This is a genomic window from Dyella sp. CR10 (assembly GCF_055814425.1).
In genome coordinates, this window is the sequence record NZ_CP185986.1 from 195,435 (window position 1) to 219,512 (window position 24,078).

General features: G+C 65.5%; 23 protein-coding genes. 14 read left to right on the forward strand and 9 right to left on the reverse strand.

Annotation, left to right across the window (positions count from 1 at the left end; translation table 11 throughout):
• The first annotated feature begins 26 nt into the window (after nucleotides 1-26).
• Both ACNR9O_RS00925 and ACNR9O_RS00930 read left to right on the forward strand, forming a co-directional pair.
• Nucleotides 27-1,181 carry a glycosyltransferase family 4 protein gene (locus tag ACNR9O_RS00925; protein ID WP_473683846.1) on the forward strand — a complete coding sequence of 385 codons (1,155 nt, stop codon included), beginning with the start codon at nucleotides 27-29 and terminating at the stop codon, nucleotides 1,179-1,181.
• Nucleotides 1,182-1,325: 144 nt separating this feature from the next.
• A complete protein-coding gene (locus ACNR9O_RS00930) occupies nucleotides 1,326-2,762 on the forward strand; it encodes a glycoside hydrolase family protein (RefSeq protein ID WP_473683844.1) in 1,437 nt (478 codons plus the stop codon).
• A 13-nt stretch (nucleotides 2,763-2,775) separates the two neighbouring features.
• On the opposite strand, the gene ACNR9O_RS00935 is transcribed toward ACNR9O_RS00930, so the two are convergent.
• The 3 genes from ACNR9O_RS00935 to ACNR9O_RS00945 all read right to left on the reverse strand — a co-directional run bounded on the left by ACNR9O_RS00935 (nucleotide 2,776) and on the right by ACNR9O_RS00945 (nucleotide 5,350).
• Complete coding sequence (locus ACNR9O_RS00935; protein ID WP_473683842.1) at nucleotides 2,776-3,510, reverse strand: YdcF family protein; 735 nt, start codon at nucleotides 3,508-3,510, stop codon at nucleotides 2,776-2,778.
• A 37-nt stretch (nucleotides 3,511-3,547) separates the two neighbouring features.
• Nucleotides 3,548-4,600, reverse strand: a complete 1,053-nt coding sequence (locus ACNR9O_RS00940; protein ID WP_473683840.1) for a hypothetical protein — start codon at nucleotides 4,598-4,600, stop codon at nucleotides 3,548-3,550.
• Nucleotides 4,601-4,726: 126 nt separating this feature from the next.
• Complete coding sequence (locus ACNR9O_RS00945; protein WP_473683838.1) at nucleotides 4,727-5,350, reverse strand: hypothetical protein; 624 nt, start codon at nucleotides 5,348-5,350, stop codon at nucleotides 4,727-4,729.
• A 149-nt stretch (nucleotides 5,351-5,499) separates the two neighbouring features.
• Between ACNR9O_RS00945 and ACNR9O_RS00950 the strand changes: the two genes are divergently transcribed.
• The 5 genes from ACNR9O_RS00950 (at nucleotide 5,500) to tpx (ending at nucleotide 10,711) form a co-directional block, all read left to right on the forward strand.
• Entirely contained in the window at nucleotides 5,500-6,522 is a 1,023-nt protein-coding gene (locus tag ACNR9O_RS00950; RefSeq protein WP_473683836.1) for a polysaccharide biosynthesis/export family protein, read from the forward strand.
• A gap of 98 nt (nucleotides 6,523-6,620) precedes the next feature.
• Nucleotides 6,621-7,205: a YjbF family lipoprotein gene (locus tag ACNR9O_RS00955; protein WP_473683834.1), complete on the forward strand. Its 585-nt coding sequence runs from the start codon at nucleotides 6,621-6,623 to the stop codon at nucleotides 7,203-7,205.
• Entirely contained in the window at nucleotides 7,202-7,981 is a 780-nt protein-coding gene (locus ACNR9O_RS00960; RefSeq protein WP_473683832.1) for a capsule biosynthesis GfcC family protein, read from the forward strand. The genes ACNR9O_RS00955 and ACNR9O_RS00960 overlap by 4 nt, the downstream gene beginning before the upstream one ends.
• Nucleotides 7,978-10,146 carry a YjbH domain-containing protein gene (locus tag ACNR9O_RS00965; RefSeq protein WP_473683830.1) on the forward strand — a complete coding sequence of 723 codons (2,169 nt, stop codon included), beginning with the start codon at nucleotides 7,978-7,980 and terminating at the stop codon, nucleotides 10,144-10,146. The genes ACNR9O_RS00960 and ACNR9O_RS00965 overlap by 4 nt, the downstream gene beginning before the upstream one ends.
• Nucleotides 10,147-10,210: 64 nt before the next feature.
• The gene (gene tpx / locus ACNR9O_RS00970) at nucleotides 10,211-10,711 is read left to right on the forward strand and encodes a thiol peroxidase (RefSeq protein WP_473683828.1); all 501 of its coding nucleotides are present in this window, start codon (nucleotides 10,211-10,213) and stop codon (nucleotides 10,709-10,711) included.
• A gap of 18 nt (nucleotides 10,712-10,729) precedes the next feature.
• Here the strand turns inward: tpx and ACNR9O_RS00975 are convergent, their stop codons facing one another.
• Both ACNR9O_RS00975 and gap read right to left on the reverse strand, forming a co-directional pair.
• Nucleotides 10,730-11,137: a group III truncated hemoglobin gene (locus ACNR9O_RS00975; RefSeq protein WP_473683826.1), complete on the reverse strand. Its 408-nt coding sequence runs from the start codon at nucleotides 11,135-11,137 to the stop codon at nucleotides 10,730-10,732.
• A 103-nt stretch (nucleotides 11,138-11,240) separates the two neighbouring features.
• Nucleotides 11,241-12,254 carry a type I glyceraldehyde-3-phosphate dehydrogenase gene (gene gap, locus ACNR9O_RS00980; RefSeq protein WP_473683824.1) on the reverse strand — a complete coding sequence of 338 codons (1,014 nt, stop codon included), beginning with the start codon at nucleotides 12,252-12,254 and terminating at the stop codon, nucleotides 11,241-11,243.
• 168 nt (nucleotides 12,255-12,422) lie between these two features.
• Here gap and ACNR9O_RS00985 point away from each other — a divergent pair, with 168 nt between their 5' ends.
• The 5 genes from ACNR9O_RS00985 (at nucleotide 12,423) to ACNR9O_RS01005 (ending at nucleotide 17,352) form a co-directional block, all read left to right on the forward strand.
• Entirely contained in the window at nucleotides 12,423-12,893 is a 471-nt protein-coding gene (locus ACNR9O_RS00985; RefSeq protein ID WP_473683822.1) for an OsmC family protein, read from the forward strand.
• A gap of 109 nt (nucleotides 12,894-13,002) precedes the next feature.
• Nucleotides 13,003-13,812: a S1/P1 nuclease gene (locus tag ACNR9O_RS00990; protein ID WP_473683820.1), complete on the forward strand. Its 810-nt coding sequence runs from the start codon at nucleotides 13,003-13,005 to the stop codon at nucleotides 13,810-13,812.
• 340 nt (nucleotides 13,813-14,152) lie between these two features.
• Nucleotides 14,153-15,628, forward strand: a complete 1,476-nt coding sequence (gene pyk / locus ACNR9O_RS00995) for a pyruvate kinase (protein ID WP_473683818.1) — start codon at nucleotides 14,153-14,155, stop codon at nucleotides 15,626-15,628.
• An 86-nt stretch (nucleotides 15,629-15,714) separates the two neighbouring features.
• Complete coding sequence (locus ACNR9O_RS01000) at nucleotides 15,715-16,176, forward strand: hypothetical protein (protein WP_473683816.1); 462 nt, start codon at nucleotides 15,715-15,717, stop codon at nucleotides 16,174-16,176.
• A 171-nt stretch (nucleotides 16,177-16,347) separates the two neighbouring features.
• A complete protein-coding gene (locus ACNR9O_RS01005) occupies nucleotides 16,348-17,352 on the forward strand; it encodes a class I fructose-bisphosphate aldolase (RefSeq protein ID WP_473683814.1) in 1,005 nt (334 codons plus the stop codon).
• Nucleotides 17,353-17,499: 147 nt separating this feature from the next.
• On the opposite strand, the gene ACNR9O_RS01010 is transcribed toward ACNR9O_RS01005, so the two are convergent.
• Together ACNR9O_RS01010 and ACNR9O_RS01015 are read right to left on the reverse strand one after the other, a co-directional pair.
• Entirely contained in the window at nucleotides 17,500-18,093 is a 594-nt protein-coding gene (locus tag ACNR9O_RS01010; protein WP_473683812.1) for a porin family protein, read from the reverse strand.
• 243 nt (nucleotides 18,094-18,336) lie between these two features.
• Nucleotides 18,337-19,074 (reverse strand): outer membrane protein, encoded by a 738-nt coding sequence (locus ACNR9O_RS01015; protein ID WP_473683810.1) that lies wholly within the window; start codon nucleotides 19,072-19,074, stop codon nucleotides 18,337-18,339.
• Between the two features lie 257 nt (nucleotides 19,075-19,331).
• Here ACNR9O_RS01015 and tkt point away from each other — a divergent pair, with 257 nt between their 5' ends.
• Nucleotides 19,332-21,341, forward strand: a complete 2,010-nt coding sequence (tkt, locus tag ACNR9O_RS01020) for a transketolase (RefSeq protein ID WP_473683808.1) — start codon at nucleotides 19,332-19,334, stop codon at nucleotides 21,339-21,341.
• Nucleotides 21,342-21,434: 93 nt separating this feature from the next.
• Here the strand turns inward: tkt and ACNR9O_RS01025 are convergent, their stop codons facing one another.
• On the reverse strand, nucleotides 21,435-22,067 hold the full coding sequence (locus tag ACNR9O_RS01025; RefSeq protein ID WP_473700731.1) for an HAD hydrolase-like protein: 633 nt from the start codon (nucleotides 22,065-22,067) through the stop codon (nucleotides 21,435-21,437).
• A gap of 11 nt (nucleotides 22,068-22,078) precedes the next feature.
• Nucleotides 22,079-23,257: a phosphoglycerate kinase gene (locus ACNR9O_RS01030; protein WP_473683804.1), complete on the reverse strand. Its 1,179-nt coding sequence runs from the start codon at nucleotides 23,255-23,257 to the stop codon at nucleotides 22,079-22,081.
• Nucleotides 23,258-23,403: 146 nt separating this feature from the next.
• Between ACNR9O_RS01030 and maiA the strand changes: the two genes are divergently transcribed.
• Nucleotides 23,404-24,072: a maleylacetoacetate isomerase gene (gene maiA, locus ACNR9O_RS01035; RefSeq protein ID WP_473683802.1), complete on the forward strand. Its 669-nt coding sequence runs from the start codon at nucleotides 23,404-23,406 to the stop codon at nucleotides 24,070-24,072.
• The last annotated feature ends 6 nt before the right edge of the window (nucleotides 24,073-24,078 follow it).

Genomic DNA, 24,078 nt, shown 5'->3' on the forward strand with positions numbered 1-24,078 from the left:
CCACCCCCGATGCGGTACGTGCTTCCATGAAGATCGTCCTGTTCGCCAATACCGACTGGTATTTCTACAACTTCCGTCGCTCGCTGGCGCTGACCCTGCATAGGGCAGGGCACGAACTGCTGCTGCTGTCGCCGCCCGGGCCCTACGGCGAAAAGCTGCAGGCCCTGGGACTGCGCTGGGAGGCGTTGCCGATGGAGCGGCGAAGCCTCAACCCGCTGCGCGAGGTGGCTTTGCTGCGCCATCTCGCCGCGCTGCTGCGGCGTGAGCAGCCGGCACTGGTGCACGGCTTCACCATCAAGTGCGCGGTGTACGGTTCGCTCGCCGCGCGCCTGGCCGGCGTGCCGGCGCGGGTCAACGCGGTGGCGGGCATGGGCTACGTGTTCACCAGCGATGACCTGAAGGCGCGCGCGTTGCGTCCGGTGGTGCGCGCCTTGCTGCGCCTGGCGCTGGACGGCGAGGGCGCCAGGCTCATCCTGCAGAACAACGACGACGTCGCGCTGTTCGAGCGCGCGGGGCTGATCGATCCGTCGCGCATTCGGCTGGTGCGCGGTTCCGGCGTGGACTGTTCGCGCTTTACCAAGCGCACGGGCGAGCGCTCGTCCGGGCCGCTGCGCGTGCTGGTGGCGGCACGCCTGCTGTGGGACAAAGGTCTGGAGGAGTACGTCGCGGCGGCGCGCGAGCTGCTGGCCGAGGGACGGCGCATCGAGTTCCTGCTCGCCGGCACCCCCGACCCGGGCAATCCCGCCGCGGTGCCGGAGGAAACCGTCCGTGGCTGGGTCAGCGAAGGCGTGGTGAACTGGCTCGGTCATGTCGACGACATGGCGACCTTGCTGGGTGCGGTCGATGTCGTCGCGCTGCCCAGCTATCGCGAAGGCCTGCCCAAGACGCTGATCGAAGCGGCGGCCTGCGCGCAGCCGTTGATTACGACCGACGTGCCCGGTTGCCGCGAAGTGGTCACCGACGGCGTGGACGGACTGCTGGTGCCGGTGCGCGATGCGAAGGCGCTGGCGCACGCCATCCGCCGCCTGGATGACGACCCCGTGCTGGCACGGCGCCTGGGCGAAGCCGCGTGGGCGAAGGCGCATGCGGAGTTCGACGAGCGCATCGTGATTCGCCGTACCGTGGACGTCTATCGCGAACTGTGCGGCGAAGTCGAGGTGCCTCTGAAGCAGGCGGCGTAGAAGTTCTTGCGCGGGATCGCAAGGAATGGGTTCATGCGCGGGTAAACCACGGGACGCCGCATCTGCCTAGACTCGCCGCTTCAGGGGAAAGCATGTCGCGCGAACCGTCGCGCGATCGGATCCGCACACACACGAGGAGCGGCCATGCCCGATACCCCGGTCAACGTACTGGACTTCCTGCCCGCGGCCGAGCGCGCCGCGATCCGCGCCGGCCGCAGCCGCTACGACTGCACGGCTGGTATCCAGAAGGCGATCGACGGCGGCAGCCGTGTGCTCGTGCCGACCGGCGTCTACCTGGTCAAGCAGCTCAACCTGCGCTCCGGCCTGGAGCTGTATGGCGAGGGCGCGGGCAGCGTGCTGCGTTCATTCGACGATTCGCTGGCCTGCGAATTCATGCTGGCCACCTACCTCAAGGACGGCGGCACGTCGCGCGTGGCCGACAACATGCGCAACATCCGCGTGCACGATCTGCGGCTGGAGGGGCGCGTGGAGGAGTTCGGCTACTCGCAGTACTACTACCTGCTGGCGGCGAACGCGACGTCGGACTTGACCGTCGAGCGCGTGACCTTCCACGGCTTCCGCGGTGACGGGATGTACGTGGGCTCGGGAACGCTGCATAGCACCGAGCGCCACAACGAACGGGTCGCCGTACGCGACTGCGTATTCGATGGCGCGGTGAAGGACAACCGCAACGGCCTGTCGATCATCGACTGCGACGGGCTCGTGGTGGAGAACTGCATTTTTCGCAATATCGGCAACGCCAAACTGTCTCATTCGGTGGGCGGCATCGACTTCGAGCCGGACCACGACTTCAGCGTGTATCGCAACGTGACGATCCGCCATTGCAGCTTCATCGATATCGATACGGTGAACACTGCGGGCATCACGTTCTTCAACGGGCACCAGAAGGGCGGGAACATCGGCAATTGGCAGGTGATCGATTGCCAGTTCCGCAACTGCTACTGGGGCATCGACAGTTCGACCCGGCCGAAAACCGCAGCGGACACGCCCGACAACCTGACCGTGCGCAACTGCCATTTTCTCAATTCGGTGCGCACGGACCTGGCGATCAAGGGCCTGAGCGGTGCGCGTGTGATGGGCTGCACTTTCGAGCGCTCGCCGCCGGGCGCCGGTGCCGGGGGCGATGCGATACGCCTGGGCGACATGGCCTCGGCGCGCAGCCGCAATGCGGTCAACGCGGTGATCACCGGCAACACGTTCATCGGGATCCGCCCGCAGATGGGCGCGATCGGCGTGCTCGGCGTCAGCGGCCTGGTGTGCGCCGGCAATACCTTCATCGACATCTACGGCACCTGCATCAACTTCTCCGAGGACGAGGCGGCCGACAGCGCGCGACACATCGACTCGGTAGTGATCTCGGGCAATACGGTGAGGCGCAGTCGTGCCGCAGCCGGCGCTAGGCCGGTGCCGATGGCCTTCCTCAGCACGGGCAAGCAGTTCCGGATCAGCAAGGGCGACGTGCGCCTGGATGCTGCCTCGTTCGAATACGACAATCGCGTCGATACCGACGTGCCGCATGTGGCCAACGGCGCGACGGTGGAATTTGGCGGCAAGCGCTAAGGACGCGCCGCGACTAAGCCCAGCCGCGCAGGCGATAAACCCACAGGCCGATGTATTCGTGCAGCGTGTGCGAGGCGTCCCACAGCACGGCGCGGCGCGGCTTCCATGCGTTGCCGCGCGGTTCCGGCGGGGGCAGGGCAGGTGCGGGTATCACGTGCAGGCCTTGTTTCTCGAAGCTCGCTGCGGCCCGCGGCATGTGCGCGGGCGAGGTCACCAGCAGGATGGTATGCATGCCTTCGCGGTGCAGCAGCGCCGCGCTGTTGCGTGCGTTCTCGTAGGTGGTGCGGCTGGCCGTCTCCAGGCGCAGCGCGGCCGGATCCACGCCTTCACGTTCCAGGATGGTTGCCATGCGTCGTGCGTCGTTGTCGCCGGAGAGCAGCACGACGGGCGCGCGGCCGGCGCGATAGAGCAGGTAACCGAAGCCTTCGCGACTGTTGGCCAAGCCACCGGGCTCGCCGCGCCAGGCGGACTCGGCATCGCGTATGGCCTCACCGCCCAATATCACAATGGCATCGCTCCTGGGATAGGCCGATGGCGGACGTGCCTCGTACTGGCCTTCCAGCAGTCGCTGAAGGCCATGTGCAAAGGCCGGTGTCGCACACAGCAGCAGCCACACCGGAATGAACGCGGCGATGCCGAGCCCTGCGCGGAGACGGCGTGCCAGCAGGCACAGCACCGCCAGACCGGCTAGCAGCCAGGCCTGCGTGATCGGATGGCTGATGCTCAGGTTGACGAGGTAGTCGAGCATGGCGCTGACACCCCGGCGCGGGCGTTGCCGCCCGCGCTCACTGTCCCCGCTGCTGCACGGCCTGGTTCGCCGCGATGTTGGCGCGGCGGGTGGTACCGAGGATGTAGGCCAGCAGCAGAAAACCGAACAGGCCAAGGCTCGCCAGCTGGCCGTAGTCGCGCACGATATGGCCGATGAAGGACAGCAGGATCGCGGTGATCACCAGCACCAGCAGCGTGATGCGCGGACTGAGACCGAGGCGCAGCAGCATGTGGTGGATATGTCCACGGTCGGGTTTGAATGGCGACTGATGGTTGCGCATGCGCCGGCACATCACCGCGAGGGTGTCGAGCGCGGGCAGGGCGACGCACCACAGCACGTCGGTCGGCCGCAGGTCGGACGACGGGCTCTGACTGAGTTCGATCAGCGTCCAGCCGAGCAGATAGCCCAGCGCGGTGCTGCCCGCGTCGCCCATGAAGATCTTCTTGCCGAAGAAGCCGAGGTTCGCGGCGAGGTAAGGCAGCATCGCCGCGCCCAGCAGAGCGATCAGAAGCGTGACGCCCGGCGTGACGCCGCCGTGATGAAACAGGAAGACCGAGCCGATGCCGACCAGGCCCATGCTGCCGGCGAGGCCGTCGATGCCGTCCATCATGTTGAACGCGTTCAAGAGGCCGATCACGGCGATCAGGGTGAGCGGGATGCCGAGCGGACCCAGTTGGAGCTGAACGCCGTTGAGCGTGCCGAGCGAACGGATATAGACGTCTGTACTTCCAATCATCAGCAGCACGGCGCCGGTCTGCACGAGAAGGCGGGTGCGCACGCTCAGTTCATGGCGATCGTCCAGCGCGCCTATGATGGTCAATCCGGCGGCCGTGGTGAGCAGCATGCGGCTGAATTGCGTAGCGTCGCCGCCGTACCACCAGGCGCCGATGAGCACGCCGCAGAACATCGCCAGGCCGCCGACCAGAGGCACGCTGCCCAGGTGCTGTTTGCGATCGTTGGGCCGGTCGAGCAGGCCCAGCGGCTCCGCGAGGCGGCGAAGAACAACGATCGCCACGGCCGAAGTGAACAAAGCCGCGGCGCAGGCAAGCATCGTTCTGGTGTCGAGCATTTCGTGGCTTCCTCGGGGCAATCCTGGTGGGACAGCTTGCAACGATGGACAGGTCACGCGTTGCGTATCGTTGCTCGCTTCTACGAAGAAGTGATGACAGCGACCTGTACCGGCGATGCCGCAACGCTAAAAAGGTTGCGCGACATCACGATCCCGCGACATAGATGTGCCATGCGTGTTGAAGGCGATCGCGGTGAACGGCAACTCTAAGCGATGTGAGTGAATGTCTTGTGGAATTCTCTTATGTCGGGTTGGTGTTGGTTCAGTCATGTCCGAACGAACGACGCTACATTCCACTAGCTCCACGTTACGCATCTCCTCCTCCCATGCGATGAATCCAAGAGGATGCATATGAAACTTCTCGCCGCTACCACGCTTGCTCTGCTCCTCACTGGCACGGGCGCTGCTTTCGCTCAGAACGCGCAGAGTCCGTCGCAACAGCCCACAACTGTGAACCAGCTCATAGAACAGCAGCAGGCGAAGCCTGCGAACCCCGCGCAGCTGGTGACGCCTGCGCGTGCGAAAGCCGCTGCGCACGGCAGCATGAAAGCTGCACATGCTGGCCCTGGTGCAGCGGCCGCCGCGGCGGTAGCCGGTACGGGCGGCACCGGAGGTACGGGTGGCACCGGAGGAACCGGCGGCACCACGGGTACGACAGGTACGCATTGATCTGGTCTTAACGACGCGCTTCACAAAAAGCGCGTCGATCGGCTCGCCGGCCAGCGTGGTCGCGCTGGCCGGGTACGTCATACGTCATCGGTAGGGGGCCGAGGATCCAATCGCCGCTTCGCGGCGTTAGCGATAATCGAAGGGCTCTACGGATGAACAAGCGACGGGCATTGTTGTTGGCGTGTGCCGCCCTGACCCTGCATGGCTGTATCTGGGCACCTGGTCAGCACATGAGCACGTACGACTTCTCGCGCCAGGGCTCGATCGACGCGGCACGCTATCAACTGGTGCCGATCACGCCCAAGCTGCTGGCGATGGACAAGGCGACCAATCCGCCGTCCAGCATTCCCGCGGAACTGCGTGACTATCAGCCGGAGCCTTACCGCATCGGTATTGGCGACTCGCTCTACATCACGGTGTGGGACCACCCGGAACTGACCTCGCCGGCGGGCTCGCAGCAGTTGCCCAGCGCTAATGGTCGCGTGGTGCGTGCCGACGGCACGCTGTTCTATCCCTATGTCGGCGTGGTGAAGGCCGCGGGCAAGACCGTGGAGGAACTGCGCACGGAGATCACACGGCGACTGGCTTCGTTCGTGCGCGATCCGCAGGTGGATATGAGCGTGATCAGCTACGGCGCGCAGCGCATCGTGATGCGCGGCGCATTCGTGAAGACCGAGCCGCTGCCGGTGACAGTCACGCCGATCAGCCTCGCGCAGGCGATCGGCACGGCACAGATCAATACCGACCAGGCGGATCTTTCCGGCCTGGTGCTTTCGCGCGAAGGACACGATTACCACCTCGATCTCGATGCGCTGACGCGCAGCAGCCAGCTGGGCGATATCTGGCTCAAGCCCGGCGACCAGATCTTCCTTCCCTATGCCGACCGCAAGGAGGTCTACGTGGTGGGTGAGGTGCTCCGTCCGGCGGCATTCCCGTTCAAGACCAGCGACATGAGTTTGTCGCAGGCGCTGGGCAAGGCCGGTGGACTCAATGAGACGACCTCCAAGGGCAATGCGGTGTACGTGATCCGTGGTGTGGAAGACATGGAGAAGTCACCGGCCACGATCTACCAGCTCGATGCGAAGTCGCCCGCCGCCTTCGCGATGGCGTCACAGTTTTCGGTGCGACCGGGCGACGTGGTGTTCGTCGGTCCTGCCGGCGTGACGCGCTGGAACCGCTTCCTCTCTCAGTTGCTGCCTCTGTCGGGCATCGTCAGCAACGCGGCTTCGGCTAAGAACGACCTGACCAATTGATGCGTGCGCGCATGATGAATCTACCGTGGCGAGCTTGGCTCCGCCTCGCGGCCATCGCGGCTGCGGGCTGCGCGGCCACCGCCTGCACCGATGTCTCCATGGGCAGCATGGAGAGCGTGCGGCAGGCGATCGGCGGCGGCACCTCGGTGCGGCCGACGGCGGCGTCTGTCGCGGCCGAGCCCTATTACCAGCTCGAAGTGACGGCGCCGGGCGGCGAGGCCGTCTTGTTGCTGGCCAGCGTGCGCGGGGACGTGCAGGGTTGGTACGGGCAAGATGGCCAGGCGCTGTTTCTGCGTCACGGCGTGCTGATGCGCACGGTGGGTCTCGAGCAGAACCTCGACGGCGTCGCGTTCGATGGTGCCGATCCATTCGCCGACGGTCTGCAACACGTGCAGGCGCCGGTTGCTTACCGGCGGGTGCTCGACTGGTCGCCGGGCTACCGTTACGGCGTTGTCGCCACGGCGACGCTGGAACCCCGTGACATCGAGGATGTGAACATCCTCGGCCAGGTGCATCGCCTGCGCCGCTATGACGAGCGCATACGCGCCGACGGCTTCGACGTGGTCAATCGCTACTGGGCCGATCCCGCCGACGGCTTCATCTGGAAGAGCCGCCAGCATGCCGCGCCGGGCCAGGCGCTGGAGCTGGTGCAGCTGCGTCCCTACCGGGAGCCGCGAACGTGAGGCTCGTCCGCCTGCTCGGATGGCTGGCCTGTCTTTGCTGGCCGATCCACGCGGTAGCGGCGGTTTCGGTCACCGTTTCCGGCGACGTCGAAAAGCCGGGCACGCAGACACTGCAAGGCAATGCGAGGCTGGCCGATGCCGCGGCGGCGGCGCAGGTGCGCACCACTGCCTATGCGCTGGGCGCGAGCTGGACGCAGCAAGCGCTGATTTTGCCGCAACGACGCCTGCAAGCTGGCCTGCTCTATGAGCTCGGGGCGGTCGCCAACCGTGCGCGGGACGAGGGCGATACACCGCTGGCGGAGCTGAGCGGAAGACTGCGAACCTGGTTGCAGGCGATGCCGGTGACCGGGCGACGCGTGGCGCGAACGCTCGATCCGGGCGCGCTCGCGGCGACCAGCGCGGATAACCTTCCGCTGCAAGATGGCGACGCGCTGGCCTATCCGTTGCGACCGCATACGGTGCGCGTCGTGGGTGCCGTGGAGCAGCCGTGCGAGCTGCCGCACGTGGCGCTGCAGGACGCTCGGCGCTACCTGAAGGATTGTCCCGTGCGCATGGCCGATCGCGATGCGCTGTTCGTGATCCAGCCTGACGGACAGGTGTTCGCGTTGGGTGTCGCGTTGTGGAACGAAAGCTCGCCGATCGTGCTGGCGCCCGGTGCGATCATCTATGTGCCCCTGGATCAGCGGCGCATCGCTGGCGCAGCGGACGCCGTGTTCAATCGCGAAATGGCCGATTTCATCGCCACGCAGCCGCTCGCTGGCGGAGCGGAGCGATGAGCAGCGCGCGCCGCCGTTACTACGTGCAGGCCGCGCTTCCCGCCGGCCTGTTGCTGGCGCAGTGCATTGCCGGCGTGCTGCACGCGCAGGATGCGCCCGGCTATACGCGCAACGACTTCGGCGAAGTGGGTCTGATGCAGACGCCCACGGCGCGCATGGCCGACGAAGGCGACCTCGCGTTGACGGCGTCACGCACGTATCCATACACGCATTACAACCTGTCCATGCAGCCGCTGCCCTGGATCGAGGGCACGTTCCGTTATTCGGCGGTGAGCAACCGCTTGTATGGGCCCGTCGGTCTGAGCGGCCATCAGAGTTACAAGGACAAATCGATCGACCTGAAGGTGCGCCTCTGGGATGAAACGCGCTGGCGTCCGGCGGTGGCAGTGGGCGGGCGCGACATCGGCGGTACCGGCCTGTTCGGCAGCGAGTACGTGGTGGCGAGCAAGCGCTTCGGGCCGGTGGACGTCACGGCGGGTCTGGCCTGGGGCAACATGGGCTCGCGCGGCGACATCAAGAGCCCGCTGGGATGGGCCTGGAGCGGCTTCGACAACCGCGCCGGCAATACCAACCAGCAGGGTGGCGAGTTCAACACACTGCGCTACTTCCGCGGACCGGCGGCGGTCATCGGCGGCATCGAGTACCAGACGCCGCTGGACAAGCTGCGCCTGAAAGTCGAGCTGGACGGCAACAACTACAAGCACGAAGGGTTGGGCAACCGCTTCAAGCAGCGTTCGCCGATCAATGTGGCGGCGCTGTATCGCGTCAACGACAACGTCGATTTCTCGATCGGATTCGAGCGCGGCGACAAGGTGATGGCGACGCTGACGCTGCATTCCAACCTCGCGCGTCACGCAGAGCCGCGCAAGACTGCCGATCCGCCGCCGGAGCCGGTGCGTGGCCTTGCCGCCACGCTGGATCCGCCGGAGGGACCGGCGGCGCTGCCGCAGAAGCCGCCGGAGCAGGTCGACTGGCAGGCGCTGAGCAAGGCGCTCGGCGACAACGCGGGTATCGACGTGAGCAGCATCGGCCGGCGCGGGTCGGAGCTGGTGGTGCATGGCGAGCCGCGTGCGTATTTCTATCCAAGTCGCTCGCTGGGGCGCACGGCGCGCATCCTGGACAACCGGGTCGACCACAGCATCGACTGGTTCACCCTGGCCGACGAAAGCTATGGCATGCCCGTGGCCGAGCAGAGCGTGCACCGGCCGCGCTTCATCGATGCGCTCGACCATCGCATCGACATGCAGGAGTTCCGCCGCAGCGCAGAGCAGAACCCGCCGGCGACCCAGCAGGAAGAAACGCTCTACACGCAGCCTCCGAAGAAATTCGATGGCGGCGTGGCGCTGTCCTACCAGCAGAGCCTGGGCGGACCTAACGCGTTCGTGCTTTACCAGTTCGCGGTCAACGGCAGCGCGACCTACCGTTTCAACCGCAACCTGTGGTGGGACGGCGTGGTGAGCGTCAACCTGCTCAACAACTACGACAAGTTCACTTACACCGCACCCAGTCTGCTGCCGCGCGTGCGCACCAATATCCGGCAGTACATGACCACGTCCGACGTGACCATGCCGAACTTCCAGCTCACCGGCACCAAGGTCCTTGCGCCGGATGTGTTCGGGATGGCCTATGCCGGCATGCTGGAGCCGATGTACGCCGGTGTGGGTGGCGAAGTGCTGTACCGGCCCTATGGCGAGCGCTGGGCCTTCGGGGTGGACCTCAATTGGGTGCGCCAGCGCGGCTACCGCCAGGATTTCGCGCTGCGTCCGTACCACACCGTGGTGGGCAACGCGACGGTGTACTTCAACACCGGCTTCCACGATGTCACCGTCGCCGCCAGCGTGGGGCGCTACCTGGCCAAGGACTATGGCGTGACGGTGGACGTGTCGCGCGAGTTCGACAACGGCGTACGCATGGGCGCGTATGCCACGCTGACCAACAAGTCCGGCACGCAGACGGGCGAGGGCAGTTTCGACAAGGGCATCTACTTCTCGATTCCGTTCGACCTGCTGCTGCCGCACTCCAGCCGCGCCCGTGCCACCTTCAACTGGGAACCGCTGCTGCGCGACGGTGGCGCGCGCCTGAATCGGCGCTACAACCTTTACGACATGACCAGCGACCGCGACAGCGACCTGTTCGAGAAGAACCTGGAAAAGGCCCTGGACTGAGCCACATGGATGCCGCCATCGTGGCGTGGTTTACTTGGCGGCCATTCCCAATCAGGAGATTCGCATGTCTACGGTTACGCTCAAAGGCAACCCGGTGCAGGTCGACGGCCGCTTCCCCGTCGCCGGCGACAAGGCGCCGGCGTTCAAGCTGGTCGCCAAGGATCTGTCGGACAAGGCGCTGTCGTCGTTCGACGGCAAGCGCAAGGTCCTCAACATCTTCCCCAGCATCGATACGCCGACCTGCGCTACGTCGGTGCGCCGCTTCAACGAGAAGGCCGCTGCGCTCGATAACGCCGTGGTGCTGTGCATTTCTGCCGACCTGCCGTTCGCGCAGGCACGCTTCTGCGGCGCCGAGGGTCTGGACAACGTGGTGACGCTGTCGACGCTGCGCGGCGGGGAGTTCCTGCGTGACTACGGCGTGGCGCTCGCTTCCGGCCCGCTGGCCGGCCTGGCCGCGCGCGCGGTGGTCGTGCTCGACGCGAATGACAAGGTGCTGCATGCGGAACTGGTGGGCGAGATCGCCGACGAGCCGAATTACGATGCGGCGCTGAAGGTGCTGGCGTAAGGCGCCAATCGCGCGAGCTCAGCCGTTGACGATAGGAATGCCGAGCGGCCGCGCCCCTCGGCGTTCCGACAGGCCAAGCCCCATGCGCAGGCTGTTGCCGATGCGTTCGGCGTATTCGACCATTCGCGCGGCGGCCGCTTCATCGAACACTTCCGACGCCGTTTCGCGCCACAGCGTCAGCCAGCGGTCGAAGTGCTCGGTGCGGATCGGCAGGCGCCGGTGCGCCGACATCGGCGAACCACGATAACGCTGCGTGCCCTGTGCCACGGACGACCAGAACGAGACCAGCGTGCGCTTGTGCTCGTCCCAGTCGTGCACGGCGGCGTCGAATACCGGTCCGAGCATCGGGTCGGTGCGGACCTTGTCGTAGAAGCGGTCGACCAGGGCCGCCAGGCCGGTTTCGTCAATGATCGGGGAGCGTGCCATGTGCTCATGATAGGCGCGGTGCACGCGCAAGCTGTGCGGCAAGAGGACGCAATGAAAAAGGCCGGGCATGGCCCGGCCTTTTCGTCCATCCGGCGGAGGCCTCTTACTTGGCGGCCATCAGCGCCTTGGTGATGTCGAGCATGCGGTTGGAGAAACCCCACTCGTTGTCGTACCAGCTGAGCACCTTCACCAGCGTACCGCCCATCACGCGGGTCTGGGTCGCGTCGTAGGTGGAGGAGGCCGGGTTGTGGTTGAAGTCCACCGACACCAGTGGCTTGGTGTTCACCGCCAGGATGCCCTTGAGCTTGCCGTTGGCGGCTTCGTTGATGATTGCGTCGATCTCTTCGTGGCTGGTGGCGCGGGCGGCGACGAAGCTCAGGTCCACCACGGACACGTTGATGGTCGGCACGCGCATGGCGAAGCCGTCCAGCTTGCCGTTCAGCTCCGGCAGCACCAGGCCCACCGCGGCGGCGGCGCCGGTCTTGGTCGGGATCTGGCTCATGGTGGCCGAGCGGGCGCGGCGCAGGTCCTTGTGATAGACGTCGGTGAGGACCTGGTCGTTGGTGTAGGCGTGGATGGTGGTCATCAGGCCGTGCACGATGCCGACCTTCTCGTGCAGCACCTTGGCCAGCGGCGCCAGGCAATTGGTGGTACACGAGGCGTTGGAGATGACCTGATGCGCGGCGGTGAGCTTGTCGTCGTTGACGCCGAACACGAAGGTGCCGTCCACGTCCTTTTCGCCCGGGGCGGAGATGATCACCTTCTTGGCGCCCGCGGTGATGTGCGCGCCGGCCTTGGCCTTTGAGGTGAACAGGCCGGTGCACTCAAGCACCACGTCCACGCCCAGTTCGCCCCACGGCAGCTTGGACGGGTCGCGTTCGGCACAGACCTTGATGCGGTCGCCATTGACGATCAAATCGCCGCCGTCCACCGACACGGTGCCCGGGAACTTGCCGTGCGCGGTGTCGTACTGAGTCAGGTGGGCATTGGTCTCGGCGTCGCCGAGGTCGTTGATCGCAACGATCTGGAATTCGTTGGTGCGACCGGACTCGTACAGCGCGCGCAGAACATTGCGGCCGATGCGACCGTAACCGTTGATGGCGACCTTGATGGCCATGAGACAGCGTCCTCCGGAGTGATGACGGGACAGCGGCGGCCGGACCCGGCCGCCAACGAACGCTTATGGTAGCCGGAACGCGGGTCCATCTCATCCGGCACGGTTCAGCAGGGGCGCATGTGGGGTAGGCTCCCGCCTTTATCCGCGAGCGATCACCAGAGGGAAGCCATGAGCGACGAACAACAGACCATCGAGGTCAGTCTCGAGCAGGTCGCCGCTTACGAATTCCGCGTGCGCTTCGACGATACGGCCATCCCGGATCTGCTCACCGACGAGAACCCGCCGCTAGGCATGGGCGAGGGCCCCAATCCCTCGCGCATGCTGGCCGTCGCCGTGGCCAACTGCCTGTCGGCCAGCCTGTTGTTCGCCCTGCGCAAGTACAAGAACGAACCGGAGCGGCTTGCCGCCAAGGCCCGCGCCACGATCGCCCGCAACGCGCAGGGTCGCTGGCGTGTTGCGCGCATTGCGGTGGATCTGCAGCTGGGCAGCCAGGAGGCCGATCTGGCCCATACGGACCGCGCGCTGGCGCAGTTCGAAGAGTTCTGCACGGTGACGCAGAGCGTGCGCCAGGGCATTCCGGTCGACGTGAGCGTACGCGACGCTGCCGGCACGCTGCTGCACAAGGCTGCCACCGGCTGAGTCCGGCCATGGCAGACTGCGCGCTTCGCGCGGCCGCTCGCCGTGCTTCGTCGCGCCGCGGGCCTTGGCGGGCCCGTGTTTTTCCCCTCCCGCATCATCGGTTTCGCTCATGTTCTCTTCTCGCCGTTTCTTCGCCGGCCTGCTGGCCGCGCTCGCCGTCGCACCTTCCGTCCATGCCTGGGGCCGCCAGGGCCATGCCATTGTCGCCGCGCTGGCCCAGCGTCAGCTGAGCCCGGCCGCCGAGGCCGAAGTGGAGCGCCTGCTCGCCCCGGAGCACACCACTGCGCTGGCGGATGTTGCCAGCTGGCCCGACGAACTGCGCGACGATGCGACGCGCCAGGATCTGTCCAAGGCGACGGCCCGGCTGCACTACATCAATTTTCGCGCCGACGATTGCATCTATGTGCCGCCGCGCGATTGCCAGGACGGGCAGTGCGTGGTCGACGGGCTGGCGCGCTACGTGGCGATTCTCGCCGACCGCGGCCAGCCGGATGCCGCACGCCTGGAGGCGCTGAAATTCGTGGTGCATTTCGTCGGCGACGTGCATCAGCCGCTGCACGCCGGTTATCGCGACGACAAGGGCGGCAATGCGTACCAGGTGCAGTTCCAGGGCAAGGGCAGCAACCTGCACAGCGTGTGGGATTCCGGCCTGCTCTCGACGCACGGCAAGGATTGGAGCGCCTACGCGCAGGAGCTGCAGGCGCGGCCGGCGGAAACCATGCCGGCACCGATCGCGCCGCTGGATAACCCTTATGCCCAGTGGGCCGAGCAGTCCTGTGCGGCGACCCGCGACATCTACCCGGATGGGCACAAGATCGACGATGCCTATGTCGCTGCCGAACTGCAGGTGGCCGAGCGGCAACTGCGCGTGGCCGGCGTGCGCTTGGCCGACGTATTGAATCGCGCGCTGGCGCCTTGATTGCCGCCTGCTGCATTGGCTTTTTGTTGCGGTGCAGGATGTGTTTTTCGGGACGATGGCGGGCCTTCGATGGCCCTGGACGGACGCCTGCACGGCGAATCGGAGCGATCGCGCGAATGGGTTTGCGGGACGCCTGGGTGGGGATCTGGCGAAGGACGTCTGGACGTCCTTATGGCATACCAGTTTGATGGCTGGTGACTCATGTGGTCTTCGGTCAGTGATACCACTTCGAACAGTGGTAGACCGCTTGGCAGTCGTCCCGGCCATGGCATGGAACGGCACCGGAAAAGGTCTGCCCAGACCCTCTGGCGCGGCGGAGAAGTTCTGCTAGCCTCGAAGGATGACTAACGAAACTACGCTGCGCCGCACCAAGATCGTCGCCACCCTTGGCCCCGCCACCGATGTGCCGGGCATGCTCGAGAAAATCATCGCCGAAGGCGTGGACGTCGTCCGCCTCAACCTGTCGCACGGTCAGCCCGACGACCACCGCGCCCGCGCCAATGCCGTCCGCGTGGCGGCCGAGAAGCTAGGGCGCGAAGTGGGCGTGCTGGCCGACCTGCAAGGTCCGAAGATCCGTATCGAGAAGTTCGCCAACGGGCCAGTGGAGCTGCGCGTCGGCGATAGCTTCGTGCTGGACTGCAGCCCGGGCGCAGCCCCCGGTGACGCCACCCGCGTGGGCGTGAGCTATCACGATCTGCCCCGGGATGTGAGCGCCGGTGACGTGCTGCTGCTGGACGACGGCCTGGTCGCGCTGACGGTCGAGAGCGTAGTCGGTGCCGAAGTGCGCTGCCGCGTGCTGGTGGCCGGGCGCTTGTCCGACCGCAAGGGCCTAAACCGCCAGGGCGGCGGCCTTTCCGTATCGGCGCTGTCGGAGAAGGACAAGTCGGACATCAAGCTCGCTGCCGAGATCGGCGCGGATTTCCTGGCGGTGTCGTTCGTGCGTTCCGCCGCGGACATGGAGCTGGCGCGCCGCCTGCTGGAAGAAGCCGGCGGCAAGGCGTCACTGGTGGCGAAGATCGAGCGCGCCGACGCGATCCCTCTGCTGGGCGAGATCATCGATGCGTCCGACGTGGTGATGGTGGCGCGCGGCGACCTGGGCGTGGAGATCGGCGACGCCGAGCTGCCGGGCCTGCAGAAGAAGATCATCCGCGAGTCGGTGCAGCGCAACCGCGCAGTGATCACCGCCACGCAGATGCTGCAATCGATGGTGCGTTCGCCGATCCCGACCCGCGCGGAAGTGCTGGACGTCGCCAATGCGGTGATCGACGGCACTGATGCGGTGATGCTGTCAGAGGAGTCGGCCGCCGGCGCGCATCCTGACAAGGCGGTGGCGGCGCTGCGCCGCATCTGTCTGGGTGCCGAGCGCCAGTTCGAGCCCAAGGAAGACTTGGCCACCGCGGGGCACCGCCTGGACCGTACCGACCAAGCCATTGCGCTGGCCGCGATGGTGCTGGCCAGTCAGGTCGGCGTGCGCGCACTGGTGGCGCTGACCGAGTCCGGCGCCACGGCTCAGTGGCTGTCGCGCTACCGCAGCGCGGTACCGATCTATGCGCTGTCGCCATTCGCCGACGCGCGCCGCCGCATGCTGATGTTGCGCGACGTGCAGCCGGTGGAGTTCACCCACGCCAGTTCGCACACCACCGCGGCCTCGGCGCGCGAAGCAGTGCGCCTGCTGTTCGCCCAGGGCAAGCTCGCCGAGGGCGACCGCGTGGTGATGACCCATGGCGACCATATCGGTCGCGGCGGCGGCACCAATACGCTGAAGCTGCTCTCGGTGGGGCCGGAGGGCGTGGTGGAAAGCCTGCAGGACCTGTAAGCGGGTCTCGCGTGTCGGCTTGCGCCGCGACGCGGCGCCAGGACTACACTGCTTTCCACATCCCCACGTTCCAAGGAGTCGGCTACATGAACACGATGCTTCGTTCTCCGTCGCTGGCCGCCGCAGCGGCGCTGGCGGTAGCCGTCGCCGCGCCGGCGATGGCTCAGTCGCAGGCGCGCAAGGTCGGCCCCGAACATCTTTCGTCGTACTGGATCCTGCTCAATACCAAGGTGGACGCGGACGTCCCCAACAGCGGGCAGAACCTCAACAAGCCGGTATGCGTGGCGGTGGCGTACGACATCGGCGTGGTCGGGGAGGTCGGCAAGGCCTTGAATCCGGTGGTGGCCAAGGTCGTGCCGCAGAGCGATCTCAGCTCCGCGGCGTTAAGCATGGTCAAGCGTTTCGAGTACGGCCCGGCGCTCAACAACAGCGGCAAGAAGGAACCCGTCTCCACCTACTACGTGATGGGCTTCAACCTGCCCGACGACAAGGCTGAGGCCAAGAAGATCACCGACGCCTGCAAGTTGCCCGGCTACGATCAGGCCTGACCCGCTCCCGCGAAGCTCCGCGGCCTGCCTGCACCCTGCCTCCTTCTGGAGGCGGGGCGTTCCCTTGCGTCGATCCGGCTATAATCGCGCTTTTAGGCTTGGCCGCCCGGCGACGGGATGGTCTCCATTTCAACGCGGCCAAGGGCCGTCCCGCGTTTCTACGGAGTCGTCATGAGCATCGAAGATCTTGAAAGCATCGCGCTGGCGATGGTCGCGCCCGGCAAGGGCATCATCGCCATCGACGAGTCGACCAACACCATCAAGAAGCGATTCGAGGCCGTCGGCATCGAGAACACCGAGGAGAACCGCCGCGCCTACCGCGAGCTGCTGCTCACCACGCCGAACCTGAGCGAGCACATCTCCGGCGCCATCCTGTACGACGAAACCATCCGCCAGTCCACCAAGGATGGCGTGCCCTTCACCGAGGTGATGAAGAAGAACGGCATCATCCCGGGCATCAAGGTCGACAAGGGCCCGGTGCCGCTGGCCGGCTTTCCGGGTGACGTGGTGACCGAAGGCCTGGACGGCCTGCGCGAGCGCCTGCAGGAATACGTGAAGCTTGGCGCGCAGTTCGCCAAGTGGCGCGCGGTGATCAACATCAGCGAAGACAACCCCAGCTCCACCGCGATTGAAGCCAACTGCCACGCGCTGGCCCGTTACGCCGCGTTGTGCCAGGAAGCCGGTCTGGTGCCGATGGTCGAGCCGGAAGTGATCATGGACGGCGACCACAGCATCGAGGTCAGCTACGAGGTGCACGAGGCCGTGCTGCGCAGCCTGTTCAACGCGCTGTACGAGCAGAACGTGCTGCTGGAAGGCACCATCCTGAAGGTCAGCATGGTGATCCCGGGCAAGGATTCGGACGAGCAGGCCAGCGTCGAGGAAGTGGCCGAGGCCACGGTGCGCGTACTCAAGACCACCGTGCCGGCCACGCTGCCGGGCATCGTGTTCCTGTCCGGCGGCCAGACCGACGAACAGTCGACCGCGCATTTGAATGCGATGAACCGCATGGGTCCGCATCCGTGGCCGCTGTCCTTCTCCTACGGCCGCGCCATGCAGCAGGCTGCGCTGAAGCTGTGGGCCAAGGACATCAAGGCCAATGTCGCGGAAGCGCAGAAGACCGTCCACGCTCGCGCGAAGGACAACGGCTTGGCTGCCCTGGGGCAGTGGAACGGCTGAAGCCCGGTTCCATCGAGGCAAAGAAAAAAGGCGCCTGAGGGCGCCTTTTTTCTTTGCCGGACAAGCGGGAGGGCATCCTTCGGCGCCCTCCCGCGTTCATGCTCGCTTGCTTGCCATGACGCATGGCAGCCTGCGACTTGCCTTATCTCAGAAGCGGTATTCCGCGCTCACCGACACCATGTCCGTGCTCAGGTCCACCTTGTTCTTCTTCGCGTCGAAGTAGTCGTAGTTCAGACCGACGCTCATGTTGTTACTGAAGTTGTAACCGAAGCCTGCACCCGCATACCAGCTGGTGTCGTCCAGGCTCTTGCGCACCGGATTGACATCGTTGCTCAGGCCGTGACCCTTCCAGCTGTACACGCCGGCGCGCGCGCCGACATACCAGTTCTGATCGATGTTGAAGCGGCCGTTGACGCCGGCGGTCCAGCCATGCAGCTGGGTCTTGCCCTTATCGACGACCGGATTGCTGTTGAAGATGTTCTTCGGGTGGATATTACCCAGGTCGTTGTAGCCGACTTCGGCACCCAGCGCGAAGTTAGGAGCCAGCGACCAACGGTAGCCGCCGTTGAGGGCGTAGCCGGTGTCGTGGTCGTCGTACGGGCCCTTGTTGATCGAAGTGCGACCCACATTGCCGTTGATGAACCAGCCGCCGTTGTCGGACGGCGCGTTCTGCGCGAAAGCGGCAGGGATGGCCATCAGGCCGGCGGTGGCGAAAGCGAGGGCAAGCAGCGTCTTCTTCATGGAGAGTCTCCTGTTATGGAAAGACGGTCGCCAGCCACATGACGGGGATGGGGGAGGGGCTGACGCCGTGTGGGCCGACGGGGATCGGCTTCACGTCTCTTAGATGGGTCTTAGCTAGGAAGTTTCAATACTGATTAGTACAGAATTAAGCAAAAGTTAATCTTTCTGACAAGGTTCTGACCACCAAAAGAAAAACGGGCGCCAGAGGCGCCCGTTTTCACCCGGCTTGCTGTTTCCCAGATATCAGAAGCGGTATTCGCCGCTCAGCGACACGATGCCAGTGGAACGCTTCAGGCCTTGGGTGACCTCGCCGGTGGTCGTGTTCTTGATCTTGCCGGCGTTGGCGTGGAAGTAGTCGTAGTTCACGCCCAGGCTGACGTTCTCGTTGATGTCCCAGCCCGTGCCGATGCCGGCATACCAGCTGCCGCGACCGGAACGGCCGCCGCTGGTCAGGCCAAGGTCCTGGCCGAGGCTGTTGTTGTAGTTGTTGTTGTTGTCATTGGCGTGGAAATAGCCGCCATGGGCGCTGATGTACCACTGCGGCACCAGGTTGATGCGGCCGTTCACGCCCAGCAGCCAGCCGCGCAGGGCGTTGGTGGTGCTGCGCTGGTTCACGTCGTTGTCGTTGAAGGCGTTCTTGACGCGGTAGTTGCCCAGGTCGGTGTAGCCGGCCTCAAGGCCCAGGCCCAGGTCCTGGCCGACCTTCCAGCGATAGCCGCCGAGCAGGCCGTAACCGGTACGGCGACCCTTCTCGCCTTTGAGGAAATTGAAACCGCTGCCGTTACCGCTGCCGAAGCCGCCGGTATCGCTGCCATTGGTGCGGCCCACGTTGGCACCGATGAACCAGTTGCCGTTGCCCACCGGCTGGCTGGGCAGGTAGTTGCCGCCCGCCTGGGCGGTCGAAGCCGTGTCCTGAGCCAGGACGGGGGCGCCAATGACGCTGGCGCTGGTGAAAGCGAGGGCAAGTAGGGACTTTTTCATGGGGGAATACTCCTCTTCTTCCTTAACTGGGGAGCGATCGCGGCCGACAGGGAGGGGAAAATGACGCGCGATCGCACATGGCTTCGTAAGCCATGCGAAGGATTAGAGCGATCCAGGCCTGAAGGGTTTCCGTATTGCGATCGCAAAAATTAAGGCCAAGTTAAGGCCCGGCTAACGGGGTGAAGCGCGGCGACAGCTTCGGGCGGATCGGCGACAATGCACGTTTTTCGCCGCCGCCTGCCCCCGGAGACTCCCAGATGACCACCCGCCGCGAACTCGCCAACGCCGTCCGCGCCCTTGCCATGGACGCCGTCGAGGCCGCCAAATCCGGCCACCCCGGCATGCCGATGGGCATGGCCGACATTGCCGAGGTGTTGTGGAACGATTTCCTCAGCCACAACCCGGCGAACCCCAAGTGGTTCAACCGCGACCGCTTCGTGCTCTCCAATGGCCACGGCTCGATGCTGCAGTACGCGTTGCTGCATCTGACCGGCTACGACCTGCCGATGGATGAACTCAAGCGCTTCCGCCAGCTGCACTCGAAGACTGCCGGCCATCCGGAAGCCAGCGAAACCCCTGGCGTGGAAACCACCACCGGTCCGCTGGGCCAGGGCTTGGCCAATGCGGTCGGTTTCGCGCTGGCCGAGAAGGTGCTGGCCGCGCATTTCAACCGTCCGGGTCATGAGATCGTCAATCACCACACTTACGTGTTCCTCGGCGACGGTTGCCTCATGGAAGGCATCTCCCACGAGGTCGCCGCGCTCGCCGGTACCTGGGGACTTGGCAAGCTGGTGGCGATCTACGACGACAACGGCATCTCCATCGACGGCGAAGTGCACGGCTGGTTCACCGACGACACGCCCAAGCGTTTCGAGGCCTACGGCTGGAACGTGGTCCGCGGCGTGGACGGTCACGATGCGGAATCCATCAAGCAGGCCATCGCCAAGGCGGTTGCACAGAGCGAGAAGCCGACGCTGATCTGCGCCAAGACCATCATCGGTTTCGGCGCGCCACACAAACAGGGCAAGGAAGAGAGCCACGGCGCGCCGCTGGGCAAAGACGAGATCGCCGCCGCCCGCGATCAGCTGGACTGGCATTACGCGCCGTTCGAGATTCCGGCCGAGATCTATGCCGGCTGGGACCACAAGGCGGCCGGCGCGAAGCGTGAGCAGGCCTGGGATCAGGTGTTCAATGCCTACGCCGCAGCACACCCCGAGCTCGCCGCCGAATTCAAGCGCCGCGTAGCCGGGCAGCTGCCGGCCGATTGGGCCGAGAAATCCAGCGCCTACATTGCCAAGTTGCAGGCGGAAGGTCCGGAAGTCGCCACGCGCAAGGCTTCGCAGATGACGCTCGACGCGTTTGGTCCGCTGCTGCCTGAGCTGATCGGCGGGTCCGCCGACCTGGCCGGCTCCAACCTCACCAAGTGGAAGGGCAGCTTCGACGCCGGCAATGGCAACAGCGCCGATGGCAAGGGCAACTACGTCTATTACGGCGTGCGCGAGTTCGGCATGACCGCGATCGCCAATGGCCTGGCGCTGCATGGCGGCTTCATTCCGTACGACGCCACCTTCCTGGTGTTTTCCGACTATGCACGTAACGCCGTGCGCATGAGTGCACTGATTCCGGCACACGCCATTCACGTCTATACCCACGACTCCATCGGCCTGGGCGAGGATGGCCCGACGCACCAGCCGGTGGAGCATCTGGCCAGCCTGCGCTACATCCCGAACAACCAGGTATGGCGCCCGTGCGATGCGGTGGAGTCTGCGGTGTCGTGGAAGGCCGCGATCGAGCGCAAGGGTGCTCCGGCCTGCCTGATCTTCTCGCGCCAGAATCTCAAGCATCAGCAGCGCAGCGAGCAGCAGGTCGCTGCGATCGCGCGTGGCGGCTACGTGCTGTCGGATCCGCAGGACACCAAGTTCAAGGCCATCCTGATCGCTACCGGTTCGGAAGTGGAGCTGGCGATGGAAGCGGCACGTGCGCTGGCGCAGCAGGGCATTCCGGTGCGTGTGGTGTCGATGCCGTGTACCGAGGTGTTCGACGAGCAGCCGCTGGAGTATCGCGAGGGCGTGCTCCCGGGCTGGTGCCGCGCGCGCGTAGCGGTGGAAGCGGCGACGGCCGATTTCTGGCGCAAATATGTCGGTCTGGACGGCGAAGTGGTCGGCATGACTACCTTCGGTGCGTCCGCGCCCGCGGGCCAGCTGTTCGAGCACTTCGGCTTCACCGTGCCGCATGTGATCGACGCCGTGAAGCGCGTAGTGGGCTGATATCCACTCGTCATCGAGGGAGGAGGATCTCCCTCGACCCTATAAGAAACGCCGCGTCATGCGGCGTTTTTTTTATAGGTGGGTTTTACCGGGTCAGGCGACGAGCAATTCGCCCAGATGCGCCGGATCGCTTGCCAGTGCGCTGGCGCCGGCCTGCTCCAGTTCTTCGCGCGAACCGAAACCCCACAACACACCGATGCCGCGCACGCGGTTGGCAACGGCACCATCGATATCGAAGTGCCTGTCGCCGATCATTACCGTCCGCTCCGGCGCTGCGCCGAAATCGGCGAGTGCCGCGGCGATCATCGAAGCTTTTTCGCTGTGCGGGCTGCTCGGATCTGGGCCATAGACCCGGCTGAAAGCCTGGCTGAACGGGAAGGATTCGATGATCGGCGCGGCATGCCGATGGGGCTTGCTGGTCACGATGGCCAATTCGTGGCCCGCATCGAGCAGGCGCTGAATCATGGCCTCGATGCCTGGATACACCGTGTGCTCGCGCCAGCCCACGGTATGAAAGCGCTCGTGGTAATGCTCGACCGCCGCCTCGACGCGCACCGGGTCGTGATCAAGCAGCGGTGCGAAGCTATAGCGCAGCGGCGGACCAATCCAGTGGCGCAGCTCGGCGGGCGCCGGCACGCCAAGCCGATCGAAGGCGTGCCGGATACAGGACAGAATGCCCAATTCCGAGTCGATCAGCGTTCCGTCGAGGTCGAACAGGCAAAGCATCGGTGTGCGGTTCACTTCGCCGCGCGTGCCTTGAGTGCCGCCACTGCCGGCAGCTCCTTGCCTTCCAGGAACTCCAGGAAGGCACCGCCGCCGGTGGAGATATAGGAGACATCATTCTCGATGCCGTACTTGTCCACCGCGGCCAGCGTGTCGCCGCCGCCGGCGATGGAGAAGGCGCTGGAAGCGGCGATCGCCCGAGCCAGCGTCTCGGTACCTTTGCCGAAGGCGTCGAATTCGAACACGCCCACGGGGCCGTTCCACACCACCGTGCCGGCCTTGGCGATCAGATCGGCATAGTTCTTTGCGGTCTGCGGGCCGATATCCAGGATCAGCTCGCCGTCCTTGACCTGGTCCACGGGTTTCACCGTGGCCGGCGCATGCGCTGAGAACTCGGGCGCCACCACCACGTCCACCGGCATTGGCACTTCGGCGCCGCGGCGCTTGGCGTCGGCGATCACCTTCTTGGCGGCGCCCAGCAGATCGGGTTCGTACAACGAATTGCCGACGCCATAGCCGGCAGCGGCGATGAAAGTATTGGCGATGCCGCCGCCGACGATCAGCTGATCGACCTTGCCGATCAGGTTCTCCAACAGGGTCAGCTTGGTGGATACCTTGGAGCCGGCGACGATCGCCAGCAACGGTTTCGCCGGGTGTTCCAGCGCCTTGCCCAGCGCGTCCAGTTCGGCCGACAGCAGCGGGCCGGCGGCGGCGACGGGGGCGTACTTGATCACCCCGTGGGTGGAGGCCTGAGCGCGGTGTGCGGTGCCAAAAGCGTCCATTACGAAGATGTCGCACAGCGAGGCATACTTCCTGGACAGGGTCTCGTCATCCTTGCCCTCGCCGACGTTCATGCGGCAGTTCTCGAGTACCACTACCTCGCCGGCAGCGACGTCCACGCCGTCGAGGTAGTCGGCCACGAGGCGCACCGGGGAGCCGAGCTTGTCGCCCAGCCACTTCGCCACCGGCGCGAGCGAGGATTCGGCATCGAACTGCCCTTCCTTCGGGCGGCCCAGATGGGACATGACCATCACCTTGGCGCCGGCATCGCGCGCGGCCTTGATGGTGGGCAGGGACGCGTCGAGGCGCTGGGTGGAAGTGATCCGGCCCTCCTCGATCGGCACGTTCAAGTCTTCGCGGATCAGCACGCGCTTGCCGCGCAGATCAAGATCGCTCATGCGGAGGAAGGACACGGCGCTACTCCTGGTTGGATGTCGTGGATGCAAGTTGATGGCGCCCGGAGGGCGCGAACCCGGTATTGTCCCGCCCGCCCCATGGGGATGCAAACCGCACCGCGGGTATCCTAGGCGGCCTCGAAGACACGGCTTGAGGGCGACCCATGACCCAGGATCTGGTGCTGTACGGTTATTGGCGTTCCAGCGCCGCGTACCGCGTGCGCATCGCGTTGAACCTCAAGGGTCTTGCCTACGAAAGCCATCCGGTGCACCTGGTGCGCGACGGCGGCGAGCAGCACCAGCCGGACTACCGGGCGCTCAATCCGCAGGAGCTGGTGCCCTGTCTGGTGGATGGCGGCCGGGTGCTCACCCAGTCCATGGCGATCATGGAATACCTGGACGAAACCCGTCCGGCTCCGCCCCTGTTGCCGCGGGATGCGATGGGCCGTGCCCGGGTCCGCGCGCTGGCACAGCTGCTGGCGTGCGATGTGCATCCGATCGGCAATCTGCGCGTGTTGCAGTACCTGGGCTGCGAATTCCACGCGGACGATGCAGTGCGCGGCACATGGTCGCGGCATTGGATCGGCGAGGGCTTCCGTGCGTTGGAAGCCATGCTGGCGGGCAGTACGGCGACCGGGCGTTTCTGCCATGGCGAGGTGCCGACAATGGCCGACGCCTGCCTGGTGCCGCAGTACTACAACGCGGTGCGCTGGAAACTGCCGTTAGAGACTTATCCGACGATTCGCCGCATCGTCGAAGCCTGCCAGGAGTTGGACGCGTTCGCGCGAGCGGCGCCGGAGGTTCAGCCTGATGCAGTGTCGGCCACAGGCTGAATCTGA